Origin of the sequence: Quyinboa mangrovi (assembly GCF_042219825.1) — a bacterium.
Classification (GTDB): Bacteria; Bacteroidota; Bacteroidia; order Bacteroidales; family UBA5342; genus JBHJHP01.
On record NZ_JBHJHQ010000001.1, the window covers coordinates 424020 to 447946 of the forward strand.

Sequence of the window (23927 nt, forward strand, 5' to 3'; positions counted from 1 at the left end):
TTCAAAAAATGAAGCACACATACGATTTTCTGGTAATTGGTTCAGGGATTGGAGGATTGAGTTTTGCTCTTAAGGTTGCAGATTACGGATCGGTTTGTATTATTTCTAAAACGAACCTGTATGAAACCAATACAAGTTATGCTCAGGGTGGAATTGCTTCGGTGATGTATGATCCTGATAATTTTGAGAAACACATCGAAGATACCATGATTGCGGGAGATGGGATAAATAATCCGGACGTAGTGCGAAAGGTGGTTGAAGATGCGCCAACAGAGATAAAGCAACTACTGAACTGGGGTGTGGATTTTGACAAAACCGATGAAGGAAAGTTTGATCTGCACAGGGAAGGCGGACATAGTGAACATCGCATTCTTCATGTAAAAGATAAAACCGGAAAAGAAATTCAGAACAGCCTGGTTCGAAAGGTTAAAGAACATAAGAACATTACTTTGCTTGAAAACCATTTTGCAGTTGATCTGATTACCCAGCATCATCTCGGAAAAACGGTTCATCGCTGGAATAAGGATATAGAATGCTACGGTGCATATGTACTGAATATTAAAAAGCGTACCCTTCACACCTTTTTATCCAGGGTTACTCTTGTGGCAACCGGAGGTATCGGGAATATATACCAAACCACCACAAATCCGGGCATTGCTACCGGTGACGGAATTGCCATGGTTTATCGCGCTAAAGGCATTATCAGTGGGATGGAGTTTGTTCAGTTTCATCCAACAGCTTTATATAATCCCAAAGAACGTCCCAGCTTTTTAATAACCGAAGCTATGCGGGGGTATGGTGCTGAATTGCGCAATCATGCAGGAAAAAAGTTCATGTATAAATACGATGAACGTGGATCCCTGGCACCAAGAGATATTGTGGCTCGCGCAATGGATAATGAATTAAAAATAAGCGGTAAGGATTTTGTATATCTGGATGTGACACATAAGGATCCCGGGGAAACCAAAACACATTTTCCCAATATTACCCGTAAGTGCCTTGAAGTTGGAATTGATATTACAAAGGACATGATTCCGGTTGTACCTGCCGCTCATTATTTATGTGGAGGTATTTCTGTGGACAAGGACGGAAGATCATCCATTAACCGTCTTTACGCTGTAGGAGAGTGTTCTTCAACAGGATTACATGGTGCAAACAGATTAGCGTCAAATTCATTGCTTGAAGCTATTGTATATGCTGATTCGGCAGCATTGCATGCATTGAAGCAGTTTAAAAAATACGATTTTAATACAAGCGTGCCAGACTGGAATGACGAGGGTACACGATTGCCCGAAGAAATGGTACTGATTACACAAAGCAGACGGGAACTGGAAATGGTAATGAGTAATTATGTAGGAATTGTGCGTTCGAATCTGCGTCTGAAAAGAGCACTTGACCGTCTTGAGACACTTTATCGCGAAACCGAAGACCTTTTTGACCGCTCCATTGTATTCAAAGATATTTGTGAACTGAGAAATTCAATAAATGTTGGGTATTTGGTTATTAAAATGGCTCAGGAACGAAAAGAGAGCAGGGGCTTACACTATACAATTGATTTTCCGGAGAAAAATGAGGGTTAGTCAACTTCCTCATAATTAACATATTCTCCTACATCATTGTCAAGTTTTTTCTTTTTGGAATGACTGTCGGTAATGGTTACTTCTCCTTCGTGATTTGTGCTGTCATTTCCAGTTGTATGCTGTGCTGTTTTATATGCTTTTCTGATCCTGAATGAAAAGACCAGTACTTTATAAAAAAAGTATATAAGTAGTGCTAATAAAAGTGCTTTAATTAAAGACATACCGGACTTGTTAAAACATAGTTGACAAAAAAATAAATTGATCTAAAAAGCGTTTGCTAAAAAGATGGTTTTTTTACAAATATAAATGCAATAACAATTGCAAAACATAAAGATGCGAAGAAAGCTTAGAACATTAACATATTTTACAATAATTCTGACCCTGTTAGGTGGTTGCAGTGCTAAAAAAATTCTTACAAGAGCGGATAAAACATATGAAATCGGGGAGTATGAGAAAGCCGCATCATTTTACAGAAAGGCGATAAAAAAAGTAAAAAACAACGAACAGCGTGCTACAGTATTTTACCGTCAGGGTGAGTGTTACAGAATACTCAATTTCAATCAGTTTGCAGCAAATTCTTACAGACTGGCAATAAACTTTAAATATCCCGATTCTGTCGTGTTTTTGCATTACGGTCAGACCCTTGCCGGCCTGGGGCAGAAAAAACAGGCTGTAGATGCTGTCAATACCTATCTGAAATACGATTCTACCAACATAGTTGCAAAGAACCTGTTGCTTTCTTTGGATAGTACGGATATCTGGAACAAGGAAAGTTCAAGATATATCGTAAAGCGGGAGCGGGCTTTTGATTCAAGAAGAAGTGATTTTTGCCCGGTATATGTAGGACCTGATTATGATGTGGTGTATTTTAATTCCACCCGTGAAGGCGGAATTTCGATGAAAAACAGCGACATTACCGGAATGCGTCCCGCTGATTTTTATATGACCAGGAAAGACAGTAAGGACGAATGGATTAAGCCTGAATTGGTGGAAGGAAGTCTGAATACAGAGGAAGATGAAGGTGTGGCATCTGCAACACCGGACGGTAAGACGCTGTATTTTACAATGTGTCGTTATGAAGAAGGAAAAGCCTATGGAGCTTCTATTTTCAGCGCTACACGAACCGGAGCTCAATGGGGGACTCCATCGGTAGTAACCATCTTTCAGGATTCAACAGCAGATACGTTGGTTTTGGCTCACCCGGCAATAAATAATACCGGATCTGCCATATATTTCGTATCGGACCTTGACGGAGGTTATGGCGGAAAGGATATCTGGATCACAAAAAAAATTGGACAAAACTGGAGTACGCCAGAGAATCTGGGGCCTGAGATTAATACACCGGGAGACGAGGAATTTCCTTATTATCGTGTGAATGATGAATTATATTTTTCATCCAATGGATGGCCCGGTTTAGGAGGTCTCGACATTTTTAAAGCAGTTGAAACAGACAGTGGCTGGATCAGAACAAGGCTCCCGGCTCCCATAAACAGCAAGGGAGATGATTTTGGGATCACCTTTGAAGGCGAAAGGGAAAAAGGACTCTTTACTTCCAATAGAAATGAATACAGGGGAAATGATCATATTTATTCATTTGAATTACCGGAATTACAGTTTTTACTTGAGGGACAGGTAACGGATGAACGGGATGGAACACCACTATCTGAAAGTAGGATCAAAATTGTAGGAAATGACGGCACCAATACAATAATCCGAACTAAAAAGGACGGCACGTTTACGCAGGAACTGAATAAAGGAGCGGATTTTGTGTTCCTTGTAACATGTCGTGGATATCTGAATAAAAAAGGCGATGTGTCAACCATCGGGCTTGAAGAAAATAAAAGTTTCGATTTTGATTTTCAGCTTTCTTCCATTAAGAAACCTATCCGCCTGAACAACATTTTCTTCGCATTCAACAGTGCAGAATTAAATCAGCAATCCAAGTTGTCTCTGGATACACTGGTTGAAGTTTTAAATGATAATCCGAATATTGCAATTGAATTGAGTGCTCATACCGATATGATAGGTGATGATGCCTTTAATATGAAGTTATCGCAGGAAAGGGCATCCTCAGTTATGAATTATCTTATTTCCAAGGGAGTTGCTGCTGACCGGCTTCAGGCACAAGGCTACGGTAAAACACAGCCTGTTGTTGCAGATAAGGTTCTGGCTTCAGAGTATACTTTCATTAAGGAGAATGATGTTTTGTCTCCCGAATTTATTTCAAAGCTGACGCCGGAGCAACAGGACATATGTAACCAGATTAACAGGAGAACAGAATTTAAAGTGATTTCAACTAATTATAAACCCGGGAAATAGTAAAAGATGAAGCAATATCTTGACTTACTGGACAGAATTTTAAAAGAAGGGGTAGAAAAAGGGGATAGGACAGGAACCGGAACCATCAGTGTTTTCGGGCACCAGATGAGGTTTAATCTGCAGGAAGGTTTTCCGGCCCTGACCACAAAGAAACTGCACCTCAGGTCCATTATATATGAGCTGCTTTGGTTTCTGAATGGAGACACCAATGTGAAATATCTGCAGGATAATGGTGTGAAAATATGGAATGAATGGGCAGATGACGATGGAAATCTGGGACACATCTACGGATATCAGTGGCGTTCATGGCCTGATTATCAGGGTGGTAATATTGATCAAATTACGAATGCGGTAAATATGATTAAAAGCAACCCGGATTCGCGAAGAATAATTGTGAGTGCCTGGAATGTAGGAGACCTGCCAAATATGAACCTTCCACCATGTCATGCATTCTTTCAGTTTTATGTGGCAGACGGGAAGCTGAGTTGCCAGCTTTACCAACGCAGTGCAGACACATTCTTAGGTGTGCCTTTTAATATCGCTTCATACGCCTTGCTGACCATGATGATGGCCCAGGTGACAGGTTTGAAACCAGGAGATTTTGTTCATACGCTTGGTGATACACATTTATACCTGAATCATATAGAGCAGGCTAAGTTGCAACTTACGCGTGAGCCGAGACCATTACCAAAAATGAAGATAAATCCGGATGTGAAATCCATTTTTGACTTTAAGTTCGAAGATTTTGAATTGGTGGATTATGATCCACATCCTCATATTAAAGCACCAATTTCAGTTTAACGTAAATGCACATGTACAATAACCTGTCAATCATAGTAGCTATAACCAGGGATTTTGCTATTGGAAAAAATAATGATCTGTTGGTGCATATTCCAGGTGACCTGAAAAGGTTCAAAGAAATTACAACCGGTCATCCTGTTATCATGGGACGTAATACACTAATCAGTCTTCCTAACGGTCCTTTGAAAAACAGGCGGAATATTGTGATCACAGATAATCATGAAGAGTCTTTTGAGGGTTGTGAAATGGTCTATTCCATTGATGAGGCCGTGGAAAAAGTAAGAGAAGAGGATGAGGCTTTTATTATAGGAGGAGGCATGATTTACAGACAGTTTTATCCGATAGCCGGAAAACTATACCTTACCATTGTGAATAAAAGCTATGATGCGGATGTTTATTTCCCTGAAATTCATTGGGAAGACTGGAATGAAATAGACAGGAAGGATTTTGAACCGGGAGAAGTTGCTGAATTCGGTTTTTCGTATGTAACATTGGAAAGAATAGCCTCAGAATAAGTATCTTTATATCCGGCTTTTTTGGGAAAGGATTATGCTGTCTTCGGATAGCATAACTTGTATTTGGGAGTTTCAAAATTACTGCAAAATGTGGGTGAGGTGGCGAAGCTGTGTTTTTTTAAGACATAAGACACAAGACACAAGATATAAATTAAACATTAAGAGAGTTAAGGTGGACTCTTATGTTTAAGGTAATCTCACCAATTTTTTATTTCTTTGTGCCTCGAAAATTAAAGGTTTTATTCTAATAAAATATTATGGCAAAGGTATTGACTCCACGTGCGGAAAATGCTGCACAATGGTATATTGATTTGGTTAAAGAGGCCGATTTGGCGGAGAATTCTGCAGTTAGGGGCTGTATGGTAATCAAACCTTATGGTTATGCCATCTGGGAAAAGATGCAGGCTCAGCTGGATAAAATGTTTAAGGAAACCGGACATGAAAATGCCTATTTCCCCTTATTTATTCCCAAATCTTTTCTCAGCAAGGAAGCGGACCATGTGGAAGGTTTTGCCAAAGAATGTGCTGTAGTTACGCATTACAGGCTTAAAAATGCAGATGATGGCAGTGGAGTAGTGGTTGATCCTGAAGCCAAACTGGAAGAAGAGTTGATTGTAAGGCCAACTTCGGAAACCATCATCTGGAATACTTATAAAAACTGGATCCAGTCGTATCGCGATCTACCTATTTTGGTGAATCAGTGGGCCAATGTCGTACGCTGGGAAATGCGTACACGCTTGTTTTTAAGAACGGCTGAATTTCTTTGGCAGGAAGGGCATACGGCTCATGCGACTGCAGATGAAGCGGTAAAGGAAACAAAACTGATACTTGATATTTATGCGAGGTTTGCTGAAGAGTTTATGGCTGTTCCGGTTCATAAAGGATTGAAATCTGAAAATGAAAAATTTGCCGGGGCTGTTGATACCTATTGTATTGAAGGGTTGATGCAGGATGGTAAAGCACTACAGATGGGGACATCTCACTTTTTGGGACAGAATTTTGCCAAAGCTTTTGATGTGTTATTTACTAATAAAGAGGGTAAACAGGATTTTGTCTGGGCCACTTCCTGGGGCGTTTCAACCCGACTGATGGGGGCTCTTATTATGGCTCATTCTGATGATAACGGATTAGTATTGCCACCTAAACTGGCTCCTTATCAGGTTGTGATTGTGCCGATTTATAAGAAAGAAGAACAGCTGGAACAGATATCCGATAAAGTGGATGAAATTGTAAAAGCGTTACGGGCTAAAGGTATTTCTGTTCGTTATGATGATAGCGACAATAAAAAGCCGGGATGGAAATTTGCTGAATACGAACTGAAAGGCGTGCCTGTGCGTCTGGCCATGGGACCACGCGATCTGGAAAACGGTACGGTAGAAGTAGCAAGGCGTGATACCCTGACTAAGGAAGTCGTGAATATTGACGGAATTGAAAACTACATTACACAACTACTGGACGATATTCAGGCCAGCATTTACCAGAAAGCATCTGATTATCGTGATACCGCTACAACAGAGGTCAATAGTTGGGAAGAGTTCAAAGAAGTACTGGAAAACAAAGGTGGTTTTATCTCAGCGCACTGGGACGGTACCTCAGAAACGGAAGAAAAAATACAAGAAGAAACTAAAGCAACCCTGCGCTGCATCCCTCTTGAAATGAAAGATGAGGAAGGTGTATGTGTGTACTCAGGAAAGCCATCCAAAGGTAGGGTATTGTTTGCTAAGGCGTATTAGAGATTTCCTTATGGTACCAATTAAAATGTTAAAAAGTGCATTTAATTTAAAATGGAATCAGATTTTAGCAAATCCATTTTTTATTTATGCTTTCGCATTTTTAGGAGCGTTATTTTTATATGAACTAAAATGGATTAATTACCCAAAACTTTCGCCTGATGTTTACATTTTTATTATTTCAACAGTAATAATCTCAATTATTATTGGATTGTATGTTAAGATTCCAAATCATATATCCGTTGTCTTCGGAATAAATCAAAATTATCTATTCAAAACAACACTGGTATTTTTTATTATATCTTCAATAGGATTCATAATTACATTTATTGATAGTGGAACTTTATTTGGTAAAATTTTATTCTCTGATATTCCAATTAATTACAAAAATTACAATGGAATTAAATTCTTTACCAGAATAGTAAAAGTTATACATGCGGCTGTATTTATTTTTAGTTTTCACTTTTACCTGACTTTTAGGGATAAAAGATATTTATGGATCATATTTTTAGGTTTTATTCCGGTTTTATTACTATTTAATAGATTATATGCTGCTTATATTATTATTCCTTCTTTTTTTATTTTTTTATTTCATATTAACTTCAAATTTAAAAAGGTTTTATTTTTATTATCTGTTTCTTTTATAATTCTTAGCTTTATATTTGGGATTATTGGTAATTATCGGGAACAGGCTAAAATAAAAAAAGAAGATACACATTTGTTTTATAAATTAGATGTGAAGAATTATCCGCAGTGGTTACCAAAAGATTTTATTTGGGTTTATTTTTATATTTCATCACCTATAGGAAAGTTTGAATATACGGTTGAAGATCAAAGTATTAATAGAAAGGAAAATGATTACATTGGCTTAGTAACAAATGCTCTATTACCAGGATCTCTTGGCGCAAGATTAGGTACTTTGTTTAAAGTAGAAAGTAGAGAGTCTGTTTATAAGTATCCAGGATATTATGTGGGAACTGTTTATAGGGACGCTTACTATTATGCTCATTGGAACGGGGTTATAATAACATTTTTGGTGTTATGTTTTTTTATGTTCTTTGCTTTGTTTATTTTAAAGAGGAAAAACATGTTTTGGATAGGAATTCCTTTGATTTCGCAGTTGAATACGATGATGTTTTTTTCTCCCTTTGGCAATGTTCTTCTAATGACTACTCCGATGTTTACATTATACGTTGTTGTTCTCTTTACAAATATTTTACAAAAATTTACCAAAGCTAGATTAAGGTTTTAAATGAATAGATTAAAAGAGCTGAGGAGTAATAAAAACTTTAAGCGAGTGGCAGAAAACTTCTTTTCACTGTCTATTCTGAATGGACTAAACTTTGTTTTTCCTCTTATTCTTATCCCTTATTTGACACGGGTGTTAGGTGTTGATGGGTATGGAGTATATGCTTTTTCATTTTCTATACTAAGTTATTGTATGTTGCTGGCCCGTTATGGATTTGAATTTTCTGCAACCCGCCAAATAGCAATTGTACGTTCGGATAAGCACAAGCTCAATAAGTTGTTTTATTCGGTTTTATTTGCTCGAATTGGTTTAATTGGAGTTGCTTTTATAATTTTAAATATTCTTATTTTATTGGTTCCCAAATTTACAACCATTAAAGAGGAGTTATTTTATGGCGCAGGAATTTTCGTTGGTAGTGCTTTGATTCCGGTTTGGTTTTTTCAGGGGATGGAGAATATGAAATTTATGACATTGATAAATTTTTTGGTTCGGCTTTCATCTACAGTATTAATCTTTGTTTGGGTTAAATCACCCGACCAAATTCATGTAGCTTTAGGATTTCAGTCAGTAGGTTACATTTTTGGTGGTTTGGTAAGTATTATTCTTGCTATCAAACTCTTCAAGCTCAGTTTTGTATTCCCACATTTAAAAGAAGTATGGTTTCAGCTTAAAGATGGGTGGCATTTATTTATTTCAACTTTAGGTATGAATTTTTATCGCGAATCCAATACAATTATTTTAGGGTTGCTAACCAACGAAATGTATGTGGGATATTACGCTGCAGCAGAAAAAATTATTAAAGCAGTTCAAGCTATCACCTCACCTTTTGTGAATGCGATCTATCCATTTTTTAGTAGGAAACTAAATGATAATAACAGTGAAGATAAATCATTTAAACTTTATAATAAGGTTGGAATTTATTTTGGAGCTTTACTTTTAATCCTAACTGTACTGGTATTATTATTTTCCCCTTGGGGCGTCGTTCATTATTTGGGTAGTAATTATGAGCATTCTATACTTACCATCCAGATTTTAAGCTTTGTTGTGTTTTTAGGAGGATTAAACTATTACTATGGCATTATTGGGTTAGTAAATATGAAAAAAGAGAAATATTTTACACGTAGTGTATGGGTGGCTGGAGTTATAAGTATTGTTGTGTGTGTCTCTCTTTCAAATATATTGTTTGCCAATGGAGCTGCGTTGGCAATGGTAAGTGCAGAATTGATTTTATTTGTTCAGATAATGCTTTATCAAAAGCGGTTTCGCGTTTTACAAAAATGAGTAATAAGAAAGTATATATAGTTGTATTGAACTGGAATGGAACTGAAGATACAATTGCCTGTTTATCTTCTTTAAAACAAATAACCTATAATAATTTTCAAATTATTCTAGTTGATAATGGATCGAAAAAGGAAAGTTTTTTAAAGTTATTTCAGTGGTCTATAAATAATTTTCTTAACATAATTGAATATAATCGTATTAAGGCAGAGTCAGGAGGAGATTTGATAGCTGAAAAGGAAAAATTGTCAAATATTTCATCAGAAAACCTTATTATCATTAATAATGGGGATAATTTAGGATTTGCAGTAGGAAACAATGTAGCGCTGAAATATATACTTACAAAACAAAAATCGGACTCCCTTACTTTGTTATTAAATAATGATACGGAAGTTAAACCAGATTTTTTGAATAATCTGGTTAGTTTTATGCACCAAAATAAACAGTACGTTGCCGTTACTCCTCAGATAAGATGGTATGAACCAAATACAAAAATTTGGAACTGCGGTGGTAGAATTACCTGGTTTGGTAATAGAAGGTATTATTTTGCCGGAAAACATATTAATCTCATAAAATTAAAAAAAACGTTTGATATTACTTTTATTACTGGTTGTGCTTTAATGTTCAAACCTCAAATTACAGGGATACTTTCAGAACAATTTTTCTTTGGAGAAGAAGATTTTGAATTTTCCATGCGGATGAAAAAACAAAAACAAAAAATGGCATGTATTTCTGACTCCATCGTTTATCATAAAGTAGGGAAAAGTATAAAATTTAAAGAAGCAAGTAACAAATTAAATAGGATATTCTTATTTTACTCTTCAAGATTTATCAATCAAAAAAATTTTTATCCTTATCTGTTTAGAATATTTATCAAATTGATAAATATTGTTAGACTGTTGATTTATATTCAAGTAACAATTAATATTTCTATCCAAAGGAATCTTTTCTATCTAATAGGTTTATGGAAATATAGTGAAGAAAAAAATGAAATTTTGAAGCAGGATTTTGACGAAATAATGAATATGAAGTTTTAAAATGATATTAGTTTTATTCATAGTTGAAGTAGTTTTTTTTAGTTTATTGGAGAAAAAAATATATGGGACAATTTTTACTCCTGCAAGTATTTTAGGTGTTCCATATGTTATAGTTATGTCTGTTAATCTTATATGGGGGTATGACTATGGCTTTTTCCCTGTTTACATGAAGAGTATTTGGGTTTGGGTAATTGGCTATTTCATTTTTTGTTTAATAGGATTTTTCATGGCAGTATTTTTTATTGGACATACAGATAAAGTAAAAGGACCATTTACTTTAATAAGTAAAGACATTGACTCAACAATGAAATTACTTCAAATTATTAGTCTGTTTTGTGTAGTAATAATGTACTTTAAACTTTGGATTAGTCTTAGAGCATTTGGGATGGAATATAGAAGTGAAGAATTTATGGAAACACTTGGACACGGAATTAATGCACATGCAAACTTATTGTTACTAATTTGTGTAATTTATTTCATGATAATCAGTAAATTAAGATGGCATCATTTACCAAATTTTATTTTTATTTTCTTATGGGCATCATATGCTTTTTTTTACAACTCAAAATCGTGGATTCTAATTCCTGTCATGGCTGGATTAATAGGACGTTATTTGTACTATAATAAAAAAATTCGACTAATTCATTTAGTAATAATAATTGCAGGTGGAATTCTAATATTTTATTTGTCCTATTCGTTATCTTTTGGACACTGGGCTCCATGGTGGTTTATTAAAAAGCATTTTATTACATATACTAATTCTGGTATTCTTGGTTTATCTGAGCACATAAAAACACATCAAGATGTAGGTTTATCACTGGAATTATTATTTCAGCCAATAGTAAATATTTTTCATGTAATAACAGGAAGTAGTGCAAAAAATGTTATTAGCGATATAAGAATTATGATAGGAGAAAGTACCAGCACAAATGTTAGAACATTTTTTGGAACTGTATACGTTTATGGTGGACTTTGGGGAGGAATACTGACGATCATTATTTGGAGTATTTTTGTTTATCTACCATTAGTTTTAACCATTCGTTTACGAAATTTAATAGTTGGTGTTATATATTTATTTATTGCAGCAACCTTGGTTTATGGATGGTTTGAAACATATTTAAATCAGTTGCCGGCTTATGAAATATATGTTTTAGGTGTATTTGTAATGGTTGTTGATGCTTTTAACAATCAAAAAGGCAAATTGCATTACTATAATATTAAAGAAAAATAAAATGAAGGAAAAGATTACGATAGTTTGTACAGCCTTTCCTGAAATCAATAATCCTAAAGTAATATTTACCTTTGAAATGGCAAAAGCCTTAAAGGATGCAGGTATTGACATGGAAGTGGTAGATCTGGGTGCTTTACACATTCAAAGTGATATTGCTGAGAATGAGTATAACGGCATAAAAATTTATCGCTTTAAACGAAAAGCAAGATCCGCATATTTTAAGTCAATATTGAAATACAGGAAAGAATTAAAACGGATTTTAAAACAAAGAGAAAGTGATGCTATTGTTCTTTCTTTTCTCCGATGGGAATATATATTCTACTTTGATTTAATTCGGAAAAACTCAAAAAAGATTGGATGGATTGTTCACGGCCAGGATGCGATGTGCTTATGGGAAAATAAATTTATAACAACTATAAAAAGACGTATGCTAAAAAGAGTTGATAATGTTTTTCCGGTTAGCGATTATACTAAATTTCTGGTGGAGACAATTCTCCCGCCTAAAGAATACCATAAAATAGTTCTAAACTATAATGGTGTAGATAAAGAAAAATGCAATAAGGCATTAAATTTGTCTAAAGAAGCAGCCAGAGCATATTTATCACTTCCCGAAGATATTAAAATTGTTTTATCAGTTAGTGAACTTAAAAAAAGGAAAGGTATAGATGAAATATTAAGGGCAGAAAAAATTATAAAAGAAAAGCAAATCGAATTTCTTCACATCATTATAGGTAGGGGTGATGAAAGACAATACCTGATGAAATTGGCCAAAGATTTAGGAATTTCAAATTCAGTAAAATTTATCGATTTTGTTGAGTCAGGAGAAGATTTGATGAAGTATTTTAGGGCAGCTGATGTATTTGCCCTTTTAAGTAAAACAATGTATAAACCAACTGCAGTAGAGGGATTTGGTATCGTTTATGCTGAGGCAGGATATATGGGATTGCCAGTAATTGCTGGTAAATCCGGTGGTGTGAATTCTGTAGTACTTGATGGGTATACAGGTTTTATTTTTGATCAAAATGAGAGTCAATTAACGTTGAAAATAGCTGATAAACTGATTCAGCTTTATACGAATAAAGATTTTTATAATTTTATTTCTATAAATGCACATGATTTTATAGAAACAAAATTCGATTGGAAATTGTATGGGGAGAAACTGATTGAAAATTTGATATAAGATTTACAAATGTTCAATGATTAGTTCCATAGAAGAATGCTGTTAGTTTCTAAATTATTAAATAATAATTATAGTATACCACTATTAATCATAGGAGTATTTATTACTTTTCCTCAATTCCATTTTCTTTTCTTTATTTTGGGAATTCTGGTATTTTTTATTCCAAAAAATGAAATAAAAGTTCGTAAGGGTTCGACATTTTGGGGATTATTAATTTATATCGGATTATTACTATTTTCTATTGCCTATTCCACAAATTTAACATGGGGTTTTAAACAATTTGAAAAATCTGTTCCATTTGTTTTTGTAATTGTTATAGTATTATTTTTAAAACGTGAGAGGAAAATTTCCATACAAGCTATTGGTAAATTCTATGCACTAGGCATAAGTATCCTTTTGCTAGTCGCTGTAATTGGAATCAGTTACCAATTGGTCTTTAGTCAGTTAAGAGGTACTCTAACCATTTATGGTATTTCTACGCTTAATTTTTTTGAGGTAATTGAGCATCGTACTTATATTGGAATTGCTGTTTTGATGGCATTCCCATACTGGTATTCAGTTTTGGATAGTAAGCAGAACAAACTGCAAAAAATAACAGCAATTTGTTATCTGTTTTTAGCAAGTATCTTTATTTTATTTTCAGGTGCTAGGGCGGTTATTTTATCAACTCTGGTTTTACATTTTTTTTTGGGATCAGTTTTACTAAAAAAAAGACTAAAACCAACTGTTTTTTATACTATCATTGTCTTAGTATTGTTGGTTACATTAACGGCTGTAGTTTATACACCTCGTTTTCAACGAATCATAATATTAGCGTTACAGAGCGGTGATGTCCATGCAGATCCCAGACTGTCAATATGGTCTGCTGCAATGGAAAAATTAAAAGGGGCATGGTTATTTGGTTATGGCTTAGGGGACGCTAAAGATCAATTATTATTTCAGTTTAAACATTCAGGGTTCTCATTGGGATTTGAGAATCAATATAATGCACATAATCAATATCTGGAAACCTGGTTAGGAGCTGGTTTATTTGCGGTAATAGCTTTAGTAATAATACTTTTTTCCTTATTGAGTTATAAAGGAGCTAAGCGCCCTTATGCAGTGGCCCTTTTAATTGTTTTTGGAATAAATTTATTTTTTGAAAGTTTATTTGTTCGAAACATGGGTACTATTCCATTTGCCTTTTGGTTATTAGTGTTGTTTTTTGCATCTAATAAAAGTGAAAGTAACCGGTTTTCCGTAATTTGTAAAATTCAGCCTATAATTGTCTTTTTTGTATTATTTGGTTTTATTGCTATTGTTACTTATACAGAGACATTAAAGTTTGAATCTAACAATCCAAAGACATTCATGCAGATTCCCTACAGTGTTTTAAAAGAGAAGGATTCATGTATAGTTCCTGATGGTATTGTGGAAGTTGAACTAAAAAATATACATTACATTTTAATTCGTAATGGAGCCTTCGGTTCTATACCTTTCAAGAAATTAAAACCAGATAAAGAATATCTTTATTCATGTAAGGTTTGGGTAAGATTACCTAAGAAGACTAATGTGTCCTCTGTACGTTTGTTTGTTGATGAACTTGGTGAAGAAACGCGCTGGGATGAATATAATAATAATGGTGATTGGGAATTGCTTGAAATAAAGGATATGGAACTTAGAAAAAACGCTACTTTGGGCCTTCGAATCGATTATTTTGAAATTAAAAAAGAGGAATTATCAGAAATTTCAGATGCATTATATCTTTCTAATCCACAAACTATAACTTTTTTGAAAAGCGAATGAATGATTTAGTTTCAATTATTACTCCATCATATAACTGTGAAAAGTTTATTGGAGAAACCATTAAATCTGTGCTCGTCCAAACTTATACTGATTGGGAACTCATAATTGTAGATGATTGTTCTAGTGATTCTTCTGTTAAGGTAATTCAAAGTTATGCAGATGTAGATTCTCGCATTCGATTTTTTGAGTTGAAACAAAATAAGGGTGCAGCCAACGCCAGGAATGTGGCTTTATCAAAAGTAAGAGGGGAATATGTGGCATTTTTGGATAGTGATGATATCTGGTTTCCGCTGAAACTTGAGAAACAACTATCCTTCATGATTGAGAATGAGTTGTCTTTTTCTTGTACTAAATATGAAGAGGTTGATGAGTTAGGAATGGAAACAGGTGTTATTATTAAAGTTAGACCTAAGTCAAATTATGAACAAGTATTGCAGTCATGTCCAATAGGAAATTCAACAGTTATATGCCATGTCAAATTGTTAAATGGAGTTTCTGTGCCAGATATCAAAAGGAATAACGATTTCGCTCTCTGGCTACAAATTTTAAAAAGAACTCCCTTAATTTATGGGATTAATATAGTTTTAACTAAATATAGAATAAGGGATAATTCTATTTCCCGAAACAAGTATTCAATGTTAAGGTATCACTGGATCTTATTTCGTAAGATTGAAAATTTGAGTATTATTAAAAGCCTTTACTTAATGGTAGGTTGGATTATATTGAAAGTATTTAGGTTAAAGGAAGAATAAATTTTTTCATTAGAAATGAGTGATAAATTGGAATGGATAAAATATCAGGGCACATTAATTCCTTTAGTTGCTCCTCATATCAGTATCCTGCCTGACAAGAGGGAACAAAAACGATTATTAAAATTATATAAACCATTTTTTTTAAGATATTACTCCGAGTGGGATAATGGAAAAGGAGAGTTTTGGTTCGTGATTAAAGATGGTTTTAAAGGATTGGAAGAATTATCGAGTAAAACCAGAAATCAGGTACGGAAAGGTCTTAAAAATTGTATTGTTAAAAAAGTTAGTATTGAAGAAATTGAACAAAATGGTTATCAGGTATATATCAAGGCTTTTGAAAAGTACGATACGTTTTTAAAACCAATGAGTAAAGATATTTTTCAAATGTCATTAAGAAAAAAGAATAATTATGATTTTTTCGCTGTATATAATTTGAATGGGAAAATAATAGCTTATAGTCAAAACGAATTGTATGAAGATTATTGTAATTTATCGATAACAAAATTTGATCCGGAATTTCTGAAGCTTCGTCCAAGTGAAGCATTGTTTTATGAAATGAATAGATATTATCTTGATGATTGTAAACTTAAATATGTTTGTGATGGAGCACGCTCTCTTTCCCATGATACCAATATTCAGGATTTTTTGATTGATAAATTTAAATTCAGAAAAGCATACTGTAAGCTTAATATTGTTTATAGGAAAGATATTGGTTTATTGGTAAAACTAATATATCCATTAAGAACACTTTTAAGACTTTTTCCGGAAAGGTTGACTAGAAAAATTAAAGTATTATTAAAACATGAAGAGATAAGAAGAAGTTATTGTGAATAAATATTATTTATATAAAGCGGCTGATTTAAATACTCAAGTTAATATTAATTTACCCAATGGGTATGAATATTTCGTTTATAGGCCTAGGTTATTTCAATTAAAGCTTCATGAAGGTAATAAGTATGTTTTTTTGTTTTGGTATATCTTTACATTTGGCAAATATTTTATTGTATATGTTCAACATAAAAATGAAATCGTACATTCCTCTGTATGCCTGCCAAAATTTTTTAAATTTCCATTTATGAATGCCCATGATTTAGAAATAGGACCATGTTGGACATCTCCAAATCATAGAGGAAAGGCATTGTATCCAGCAACGCTTATTTTTATAATCAAGGAATTCTCAGGAATTTACTCTAAATTATATATTATGTCAGGGATTAACAATATTGCGTCACAAAAAGGAATTGAAAAGGCGGGATTTAGTTTAATAGGTTATGTGTTTAAAACAAAAATTACAGGTAGATATTTTTTTAAATCAAACATTTAATGAAGCGCCTTTTTGACATAGTACTATCGTTTCTAGCACTATTCATATTTTTGCCGGTCTTAATTTGTGTTTGGATTTTGATTAAAGTAAAAATGCCAGATGGATCACCAATTTTTAAACAGAAAAGGGTAGGTGAAAATGCTAAATTATTCGTAATGTACAAATTCAGAACAATGTCTGTCCATAATAATAATAGTAGCATTTCTGTTGCCGGTGAAGCCCGGATTACACCGTTAGGTTCAAAACTAAGGAAGTATAAGATCGATGAATTACCTGAACTTTGTAATGTTTTAAAAGGTGACATGAGTTTGGTTGGCCCAAGACCTGATGTGCCTGGTTATGCCGATAAACTAAAAGGTAAGGATCGTCTGATATTGAAACTTCGGCCAGGAATTACAGGTCCGGCTTCTATTAAGTATTCAAATGAAGAGGAGATTTTAGCAATGCAGAAAGATCCGGTTAAATATAATGATGAAGTTATATATCCAGATAAGGTCAGGATTAATCTGGACTACTATCATAATCATACAGTAATAGGTGATATAAAATTATTGCTTCAAACAATTTTCAGATTATATTAGATGACTAAACGAATTTTCTTATCTCCACCTCACATGGGGGGAAGCGAACAAAAATATATCCAGGATGCTTTTGATATCAATTATATTGCACCGTTGGGGCCCAATGTTGATGGTTTTGAAAAGGCTATCAATGATTACACTGGATGCGGGAATTGTGTGGTATTAAGCAGTGGAACTGCTGCCATTCATCTGGCCTTGATGCTTCTGGGAGTAAAACAGGATGATGAAGTCATTGTATCATCCTTTACCTTTTCTGCGTCTGTTAATCCAATCATTTATCTTAAGGCCATTCCTGTTTTTGTTGACAGTGAACCTGATACCTGGAACATGGATCCGGAATTACTGGAAACAGCTATTAAAGATAGAATATCAAAAGGGAATAAACCTAAAGCAGTGATACTGGTTCATCTTTATGGAATGCCTGCCAAAATTGATGAAATAAAAAGAATATGTGATTTATATGAAATTCCATTGATTGAAGATGCTGCTGAAGCTTTGGGAAGTAAATTCAAAGGAAAGGCACTGGGTACATTTGGTCAGGTTGGATTATATTCATTCAATGGTAATAAAATTATTACAACGTCAGGAGGTGGAGCATTGGTCTCTTCCAACGCTGATGTGATTAAAAAGGCTAAGTTTCTGGCTACTCAGGCAAGAGACAATGCTCCGCATTACCAACATTCAGAAATTGGTTATAATTACAGGATGAGTAATGTGCTGGCGGGCATTGGACGTGGTCAGATGGAAGTGCTGGATCGTTGGGTTAAGAAAAGAAGACAGAATAAGAGTTTTTATAAAGAGCTATTTAGGAATACTAACGGTATCAAATTTCTTGACGAACCTGATAACCGTTTTTTTTCTAATTTTTGGCTGACAACCTTAACTATTGATTCTGAAAAGACAGGTTTTTCTCATCATGATCTGGCCTCTGAAATGGATAAGCATAATATTGAAACCAGACCACTCTGGAAGCCGATGCATCTTCAGCCGGTATTTTGTAATTATCCATCATATTTGAATGGTGTTTCAGAATATTTGTTTAATCATGGAATTTGTTTACCGTCAGGTAGTAATATGGATAGTGACGATAAAGTACGAATAAAAGAATCAATTCAAATCTTAACTAAATAAACATTTATATCATGAGAAAACTTATCTTGTTATTGTTGATTTCGCTCTCGGTTACTGCTATTCAGGCAAAGAATTAAGGTTATAAAGGAACCTTAAAAGAAATGATGATTCTTTCCGGTTCGGAGGAAACGTTTAAAGTGGCTATTAATCAGATTATTGCGATTTATCGTCAACAAAGTGCAACTTTTCCTGTTGAAGTATGGGAGACAATGGAAACAGAATTTTTGAAAACTTCTATGGATGATCTTGTAGAAATGCTGGTTCCTGTTTATTAAAAGTATATGACACTTTCTGATCTTGAAGGTATCATTGGATTTTATAAATCACCTGTAGGTAAAAAGTATGCCCAAAATACACCGGCTATTATGAAGGAATCAATGGAGGTTGGAGCTGACTGGGGTTCAAAACTTGGTGTAAAGATACAGTCGATACTACAGGAAAAAGGTTACTAACAGGTTTAAAAAGTTAACGATATAAAAAGCCCTCCGTCAGCTGACGGAGGGCTTTTCTTATTTGTAGAAATGGATAGCTTATTCTTCTTTTGCTTCAGCTTCAGGAGCATAAGCCATGGCTGCAAAACGCTGATACGTATTGTAACGCCATTTTGCATTATCTTCTGCCGCTTTAAATAATTCCTGAGCAACTTCAGGGAATGATTTAAGTAGTGCAGTATAACGAACTTCACCTTTCAGGAAGTCCTGGAATTTATCCCATTGTGGTTCTTTGCTATCGAAAACAAATGGATTCTTGCCTTCTTCTTCCAGCTGTGGATTAAACCGCCACAAGTGCCAGTAACCGCTTTCAACAGCCAGTTTGGTTTCATCCTGTGATTTACCCATACCTTTACGCAGACCGTGGTTGATACATGGTGAGTACGCAATGATCAAAGATGGTCCCGGGTATGCTTCAGCTTCTTTCAGTGCTTTGAAATACTGAGCCTGGTTGGCACCCATAGCAACCTGGGCCACGTAAACATAACCATAAGTTGTTGCCATCAGACCGAGGTCTTTTTTACGGATGCGTTTACCCGAAGCAGCGAATTTGGCTACAGCACCAACAGGAGTTGATTTGGATGACTGACCACCTGTATTTGAGTAAACTTCTGTATCCATGACAAGAATGTTTACATCTTCACCGGTTGCAATCACGTGATCCAAACCTCCGTAACCGATATCGTATGCCCAACCGTCACCACCGAAGATCCATACTGATTTTTTTACCAGGTATTTCTCCAGAGCGAGAATTTCTTTGGCTACATCAGCTTTTTCATTTTTCAGAGCATCAATTACAGCTTTTGAAACCAGCCTTGTTTTTTCACCGTCTTCTTTGGCTTCAATCCAGGCTTTGAAAGCTTCTTTGGTTGTTTCGCTAACATTGTAAAGGTTTTCTGTCATCAGGCGTTCAATGCGGTTACGCAATTGTTTTACACCTTTTGCCATACCTAAACCATACTCAGCATTATCTTCGAACAATGAGTTTGCCCAGGCTGGTCCCTGACCTTCAGCATTTTTACAGTAAGGTGTTGCAGGAGCAGAACCACCGTAGATTGAAGAACAACCTGTAGCATTTGCTACCATCATGCGGTCACCGTATAACTGTGTGATCAGTTTAATATAAGGTGTTTCACCACAACCGGCACATGCACCTGAGAATTCAAACAATGGTTGTGCAAACTGTGAGTTTTTAACGTTGGTATATTTATCAAGCAGGTTATCCTTAATCGTAACGTTTTTAACCAGATAATCCCAGTTGTCCTGTTCCTTGCGCTGTGATTCAAGCGGCTTCATGATCAAAGCTTTCTCTTTTGAAGGACAAACATCAGCACAGTTACCACAACCGGTACAGTCAAGTACAGTAACCTGAATTCTGTACTGTAATCCTAACAGTGCTTTTCCATTTGCTTTTTTACCTCCCAGACCTTCCGGTGCATCAGCCATTTCTTTTTCATCCAGTAAGAACGGACGGATAGCAGCGTGAGGACATACATAAGCACATTGGTTACACTGAATACAATTATCCATCTGCCATTCAGGAACATTTACCGCAATACCGCGTTTTTCATATGCAGCAGTTCCGGCAGGGAAAGTTCCGTCTTCATAGCCTTTGAACGCTGATACAGGAAGATCGTCACCATTCTGAGCATTGATGGGCTCAACAATGTTTTTGATGAAATCCGGTATATCGCGGGAATCTTTCTCTTTTGTTACAGTCAGTTTTGACCATTCGGCAGGAACCTCAATTTTTGTGATGTTCGTTCCACCTGCGTCAACTGCAGCAAAGTTCATATTCACAATATCCTCACCTTTTTTACCAAATGATTTTACAATCATTTTCTTCATTTCTTCAACTGCCTTATCGTAAGGAATTACATTGGCAATTTTAAAGAATGCACTCTGCATGATAGTGTTGGTACGGTTACCCAAACCAATTTCTTCAGCTAGAGCTGTTGCATTAATGGTATAAAAGCTGATGTTATGATCTGCCATATATTTTTTAATGTCGTTTGGCAGATGTTTTTTTGTTTCTTCTTCATCCCAGATTGAATTCAAAAGGAAGGTTCCTCCATCTTTCAATCCTTTCAGCATATCATACTGACCCAAATAGGCAGGAACGTGACAAGCTACAAAATCCGGCGTATTAACCAGGTAAGTTGAACGGATCGGTGTATCACCAAAACGAAGGTGAGACGTTGTAAAACCACCTGATTTTTTTGAGTCATATGCAAAATATGCCTGACAGAATTTATCAGTAGAGTTACCGATAATTTTAATAGAGTTTTTGTTGGCTCCAACAGTACCGTCTGAACCTAAACCGTAGAATTTACCTTCAAATGTTCCTTTAGGCGCCAATGAAATTTCTTTTCCCATTGGAAGAGAAGTAAAAGTTACGTCGTCAACAATACCTACAGTGAACTGATTTTTAGGTTCAGTCATTTTAAGGTTTTCGTATACGGCTAAGATAGATGCCGGCGTTGTTTCTTTTGAAGAAAGACCGTAACGACCACCAACAACAACCGGAGCATTTTCTTTTCCGTAGAACAGATTCTTAATGTCAAGGTATAATGGCTCACCTTCTGATCCCGGTTCTTTAGTACGATCCAGAACTGCAATACGCTTACAGCTTTTAGGGAACGCATTCATGAAATGTTTGGCTGAGAACGGACGGTACAAATGAACGGCAATCAATCCGACTTTTTCACCTTTAGCAACAAGATAATCAACTGTTTCACGAATGGTTTCTGTTACTGAACCCATAGCCACGATTACATTCTCTGCATCTTTGGCACCGTAATAATCAAACAAATGGTATTCGCGTCCCGTGATTTTGCTGATTTTTCCCATGTAATCTTCAACGATATCTGGAACAGCAATGTAAAATGGGTTACAAGCTTCACGTGCCTGGAAATAAATATCCGGGTTTTCAGCTGTACCTCTTGTTACAGGATTCTCAGGATTTAAAGCACCGTCACGGAATGCCTGGAGAGCTTTCTGATCAAGGAGTGGGGCGAGATCTTCGTTACTCAGGGCTTCAATTTTCTGAATTTCGTGTGAAGTACGGAATCCATCAAAGAAGTGAAGGAAAGGAATTCTGGTTTTGATAGAAGCTAAGTGAGCCACACCGGCCAGATCCATAACTTCCTGTACCGAACCGGTTGCCAGCATGGCAAAACCAGTCTGGCGTGTTGCCATAACATCCTGATGATCACCAAAAATTGACAATGCCTGAGCTGCCAATGAACGGGCTGATACATGGAATACGCCCGGTAAAAGTTCACCGGCAATTTTGTACATATTAGGAACCATAAGCAACAGTCCCTGAGAAGCTGTAAAAGTTGAAGTTAAAGCACCTGCCTGTAAAGATCCGTGCACTGCACCTGCAGCACCGGCTTCAGACTGCATTTCTTCGACACGTACAGTTTCCCCAAAAATGTTTTTTCTTCCGTTCGCGGCCCATTCGTCAACGTTTTCGGCCATGTTAGAAGATGGGGTGATCGGGTAAATAGCAGCTACCTCGCTGAACATGTAAGCGATGTGAGCAGCGGCATGGTTACCGTCACATGTTAAGAATTTTTTGTTCTTTGCCATTTCTACAAATTTTAAAAGTTTATATGTTCTGTTTATTTTTATTAGTATAAAAATCCAAATAACCACAATGGAACGATATTCTCATTTCCTTTTTCTATCATATCCACCGCGTAAATAATATCACTGTTTTTACCAGACCCTTTAGCATCCTGAGATACATCAAAATTAATTTTCTGATCTACAATAAATGGATTCTTTAACGTACCGCTGTTGATTTTATGATCCTTGTGAAGCATGTTGTACAGGAAAGTTTCATTCAGGATTTGCGGGTTCGAATAATCCCTGTCAATTGCAAATGCCAGATTCGTATTGTGCAGGTAAACCTTATCCGGCTTTTTCGGATAATCCTCATTTATAGGATAGAGAAGGTTTACCATACGTGCATCCTTTAAATACTTAATGTAATTGCTTACGGTTGCTCGGGATGTTTTAATCTGTGTGCTCAGCTTACTTACATTGGGTGTTGCAGGTGCATCCTGTGATATTAAATAGAGTAACTGCCGTAATTTAGGCAGATATTTCAGTTCAATCTGCTTCAAAAGTGTGATATCAATCTCCAGCATCATATTCATAGTTTTCAGAAGGTTCTCCGAAAAATTGCTTTTTTCAAGGTAGAACGGATAGTAACCATGATGTAAATAATCCTGGAAGTAGGCGAGAGGCCTTACTTTTGAAGTAATTTCTTTTGATAACTGTTTGTGATCCTTTAAAATAGCTTGCAGATCGAATGCCGGAAATCCAAGTCCTGTTTTTTCATTTATATATTCTCTGAACGAAAATCCACGTAAATTGTACGAAGCAACTTTACCATACAGGTCTGGATTTTCTTCTTTCAGGCGCATGACACTTGAACCGGTAAACACAACTTTTAATTTCGGATAGTTTTCATTAATGAACCGAAGTTCATGCGACCATTCCGGATATTTGTAAACCTGATCTATTAATAATATTCGTCCGCCTTTTTTGTAAAACTCATCGGCGAAATTAATAAGCGAGCGCTGAGTGAAATAAAAACTGTTGAGATTAATATAAAGACATGAACGCTCGTCGTTCAGATATTGGCGGGCATGTGCCAGCAAAAAAGAGGTTTTTCCAACGCCACGACTTCCTTTAATTCCGATTAAAGGTTGCGACCAATCTATTTCCTGCATGAGAAGCCTCTCGACATGATAGTCAAGATTTTCAACCAAATACCGGTGTGTTCTGTAAAATGCGTCCACGTTTTAAAAATTGCACTGCAAAAGTATGGATTTAAATGGCATAATTGTAAAGTAGAGATTGCAATTTTTATGCAAAACTGTAATTTATATTTGATAAAAATAAACACAATATGGAAGGTGTATATGTTA

Annotated in this window: 21 protein-coding genes; 18 read left to right on the plus strand and 3 right to left on the minus strand. The window is 35.5% G+C overall.

Features of this window, described 5'->3' with window-relative positions; all coding sequences use genetic code 11:
- Window positions 1-8 precede the first annotated feature (8 nt).
- Window positions 9-1580: an L-aspartate oxidase gene (gene nadB, locus ACE1ET_RS01780; RefSeq protein ID WP_375726639.1), complete on the plus strand. Its 1572-nt coding sequence runs from the start codon at window positions 9-11 to the stop codon at window positions 1578-1580.
- Here the strand turns inward: nadB and ACE1ET_RS01785 are convergent.
- Window positions 1577-1801 (minus strand): hypothetical protein, encoded by a 225-nt coding sequence (locus ACE1ET_RS01785; protein ID WP_375726640.1) that lies wholly within the window; start codon window positions 1799-1801, stop codon window positions 1577-1579. The genes nadB and ACE1ET_RS01785 overlap by 4 nt on opposite strands.
- 112 nt (window positions 1802-1913) lie before the next feature.
- On the opposite strand from ACE1ET_RS01785, the gene porE reads away from it, so the two are divergent.
- The 17 genes from porE to ACE1ET_RS01870 all read left to right on the plus strand — a co-directional run bounded on the left by porE (window position 1914) and on the right by ACE1ET_RS01870 (window position 18945).
- Window positions 1914-3899 (plus strand): PorE family type IX secretion system protein, encoded by a 1986-nt coding sequence (gene porE / locus ACE1ET_RS01790; RefSeq protein WP_375726641.1) that lies wholly within the window; start codon window positions 1914-1916, stop codon window positions 3897-3899.
- Between the two features lie 6 nt (window positions 3900-3905).
- Window positions 3906-4700: a thymidylate synthase gene (locus ACE1ET_RS01795; protein WP_375726642.1), complete on the plus strand. Its 795-nt coding sequence runs from the start codon at window positions 3906-3908 to the stop codon at window positions 4698-4700.
- Between the two features lie 11 nt (window positions 4701-4711).
- A complete protein-coding gene (locus tag ACE1ET_RS01800; RefSeq protein WP_375726643.1) occupies window positions 4712-5215 on the plus strand; it encodes a dihydrofolate reductase in 504 nt (167 codons plus the stop codon).
- Window positions 5216-5472: 257 nt separating this feature from the next.
- Window positions 5473-6948, plus strand: a complete 1476-nt coding sequence (gene proS, locus ACE1ET_RS01805) for a proline--tRNA ligase (RefSeq protein ID WP_375726644.1) — start codon at window positions 5473-5475, stop codon at window positions 6946-6948.
- A 10-nt stretch (window positions 6949-6958) separates the two neighbouring features.
- On the plus strand, window positions 6959-8197 hold the full coding sequence (locus tag ACE1ET_RS01810; RefSeq protein WP_375726645.1) for an O-antigen polymerase: 1239 nt from the start codon (window positions 6959-6961) through the stop codon (window positions 8195-8197).
- Window positions 8198-9475 carry a flippase gene (locus ACE1ET_RS01815; protein WP_375726646.1) on the plus strand — a complete coding sequence of 426 codons (1278 nt, stop codon included), beginning with the start codon at window positions 8198-8200 and terminating at the stop codon, window positions 9473-9475. It abuts the gene before it with no gap.
- The gene (locus ACE1ET_RS01820) at window positions 9472-10509 is read left to right on the plus strand and encodes a glycosyltransferase (RefSeq protein ID WP_375726647.1); all 1038 of its coding nucleotides are present in this window, start codon (window positions 9472-9474) and stop codon (window positions 10507-10509) included. The genes ACE1ET_RS01815 and ACE1ET_RS01820 overlap by 4 nt, the downstream gene beginning before the upstream one ends.
- A 1-nt stretch (window position 10510) precedes the next feature.
- The gene (locus ACE1ET_RS01825; RefSeq protein ID WP_375726648.1) at window positions 10511-11740 is read left to right on the plus strand and encodes a DUF6337 family protein; all 1230 of its coding nucleotides are present in this window, start codon (window positions 10511-10513) and stop codon (window positions 11738-11740) included.
- A gap of 1 nt (window position 11741) precedes the next feature.
- Window positions 11742-12920 (plus strand): glycosyltransferase family 4 protein, encoded by a 1179-nt coding sequence (locus ACE1ET_RS01830; RefSeq protein WP_375726649.1) that lies wholly within the window; start codon window positions 11742-11744, stop codon window positions 12918-12920.
- A gap of 36 nt (window positions 12921-12956) precedes the next feature.
- Window positions 12957-14705: an O-antigen ligase family protein gene (locus ACE1ET_RS01835; RefSeq protein ID WP_375726650.1), complete on the plus strand. Its 1749-nt coding sequence runs from the start codon at window positions 12957-12959 to the stop codon at window positions 14703-14705.
- On the plus strand, window positions 14702-15457 hold the full coding sequence (locus ACE1ET_RS01840) for a glycosyltransferase family 2 protein (RefSeq protein ID WP_375726651.1): 756 nt from the start codon (window positions 14702-14704) through the stop codon (window positions 15455-15457). Before ACE1ET_RS01835 ends, ACE1ET_RS01840 begins: the two co-directional genes overlap by 4 nt.
- Window positions 15458-15472: 15 nt before the next feature.
- Window positions 15473-16291 carry a hypothetical protein gene (locus ACE1ET_RS01845; protein WP_375726652.1) on the plus strand — a complete coding sequence of 273 codons (819 nt, stop codon included), beginning with the start codon at window positions 15473-15475 and terminating at the stop codon, window positions 16289-16291.
- Window positions 16284-16781: a hypothetical protein gene (locus ACE1ET_RS01850; RefSeq protein ID WP_375726653.1), complete on the plus strand. Its 498-nt coding sequence runs from the start codon at window positions 16284-16286 to the stop codon at window positions 16779-16781. Before ACE1ET_RS01845 ends, ACE1ET_RS01850 begins: the two co-directional genes overlap by 8 nt.
- The gene (locus ACE1ET_RS01855) at window positions 16781-17362 is read left to right on the plus strand and encodes a sugar transferase (RefSeq protein ID WP_375726654.1); all 582 of its coding nucleotides are present in this window, start codon (window positions 16781-16783) and stop codon (window positions 17360-17362) included. The genes ACE1ET_RS01850 and ACE1ET_RS01855 overlap by 1 nt, the downstream gene beginning before the upstream one ends.
- On the plus strand, window positions 17363-18493 hold the full coding sequence (locus tag ACE1ET_RS01860; RefSeq protein ID WP_375726655.1) for an aminotransferase class I/II-fold pyridoxal phosphate-dependent enzyme: 1131 nt from the start codon (window positions 17363-17365) through the stop codon (window positions 18491-18493).
- 101 nt (window positions 18494-18594) lie between these two features.
- Window positions 18595-18768, plus strand: a complete 174-nt coding sequence (locus ACE1ET_RS01865) for a hypothetical protein (protein WP_375726656.1) — start codon at window positions 18595-18597, stop codon at window positions 18766-18768.
- 6 nt (window positions 18769-18774) lie between these two features.
- Complete coding sequence (locus ACE1ET_RS01870) at window positions 18775-18945, plus strand: DUF2059 domain-containing protein (RefSeq protein ID WP_375726657.1); 171 nt, start codon at window positions 18775-18777, stop codon at window positions 18943-18945.
- A 78-nt stretch (window positions 18946-19023) separates the two neighbouring features.
- Here the strand turns inward: ACE1ET_RS01870 and nifJ are convergent, their stop codons facing one another.
- On the minus strand, window positions 19024-22578 hold the full coding sequence (gene nifJ, locus ACE1ET_RS01875; RefSeq protein WP_375726658.1) for a pyruvate:ferredoxin (flavodoxin) oxidoreductase: 3555 nt from the start codon (window positions 22576-22578) through the stop codon (window positions 19024-19026).
- 41 nt (window positions 22579-22619) lie between these two features.
- Window positions 22620-23798, minus strand: coding sequence for an ATP-binding protein (locus tag ACE1ET_RS01880; protein WP_375726659.1), 1179 nt, complete (start codon window positions 23796-23798; stop codon window positions 22620-22622).
- Window positions 23799-23927: the final 129 nt, after the last annotated feature.

Coding starts and splice junctions, on each gene's coding strand:
- ACE1ET_RS01830 (WP_375726649.1), top strand. CDS start 11,742: ATGAAGGAAAAGATTACGATAGTTTGTACAGCCTTTCCTGAAATCAAT.
- ACE1ET_RS01820 (WP_375726647.1), top strand. CDS start 9,472: ATGAGTAATAAGAAAGTATATATAGTTGTATTGAACTGGAATGGAACT.
- ACE1ET_RS01845 (WP_375726652.1), top strand. CDS start 15,473: ATGAGTGATAAATTGGAATGGATAAAATATCAGGGCACATTAATTCCT.
- ACE1ET_RS01800 (WP_375726643.1), top strand. CDS start 4,712: ATGTACAATAACCTGTCAATCATAGTAGCTATAACCAGGGATTTTGCT.
- ACE1ET_RS01855 (WP_375726654.1), top strand. CDS start 16,781: ATGAAGCGCCTTTTTGACATAGTACTATCGTTTCTAGCACTATTCATA.
- ACE1ET_RS01810 (WP_375726645.1), top strand. CDS start 6,959: ATGGTACCAATTAAAATGTTAAAAAGTGCATTTAATTTAAAATGGAAT.
- ACE1ET_RS01785 (WP_375726640.1), bottom strand. CDS start 1,801: ATGTCTTTAATTAAAGCACTTTTATTAGCACTACTTATATACTTTTTT.
- porE (WP_375726641.1), top strand. CDS start 1,914: ATGCGAAGAAAGCTTAGAACATTAACATATTTTACAATAATTCTGACC.
- ACE1ET_RS01870 (WP_375726657.1), top strand. CDS start 18,775: ATGACACTTTCTGATCTTGAAGGTATCATTGGATTTTATAAATCACCT.
- ACE1ET_RS01865 (WP_375726656.1), top strand. CDS start 18,595: ATGATGATTCTTTCCGGTTCGGAGGAAACGTTTAAAGTGGCTATTAAT.
- nadB (WP_375726639.1), top strand. CDS start 9: ATGAAGCACACATACGATTTTCTGGTAATTGGTTCAGGGATTGGAGGA.
- ACE1ET_RS01835 (WP_375726650.1), top strand. CDS start 12,957: ATGCTGTTAGTTTCTAAATTATTAAATAATAATTATAGTATACCACTA.
- nifJ (WP_375726658.1), bottom strand. CDS start 22,578: ATGGCAAAGAACAAAAAATTCTTAACATGTGACGGTAACCATGCCGCT.
- proS (WP_375726644.1), top strand. CDS start 5,473: ATGGCAAAGGTATTGACTCCACGTGCGGAAAATGCTGCACAATGGTAT.
- ACE1ET_RS01860 (WP_375726655.1), top strand. CDS start 17,363: ATGACTAAACGAATTTTCTTATCTCCACCTCACATGGGGGGAAGCGAA.
- ACE1ET_RS01795 (WP_375726642.1), top strand. CDS start 3,906: ATGAAGCAATATCTTGACTTACTGGACAGAATTTTAAAAGAAGGGGTA.
- ACE1ET_RS01825 (WP_375726648.1), top strand. CDS start 10,511: ATGATATTAGTTTTATTCATAGTTGAAGTAGTTTTTTTTAGTTTATTG.
- ACE1ET_RS01815 (WP_375726646.1), top strand. CDS start 8,198: ATGAATAGATTAAAAGAGCTGAGGAGTAATAAAAACTTTAAGCGAGTG.
- ACE1ET_RS01840 (WP_375726651.1), top strand. CDS start 14,702: ATGAATGATTTAGTTTCAATTATTACTCCATCATATAACTGTGAAAAG.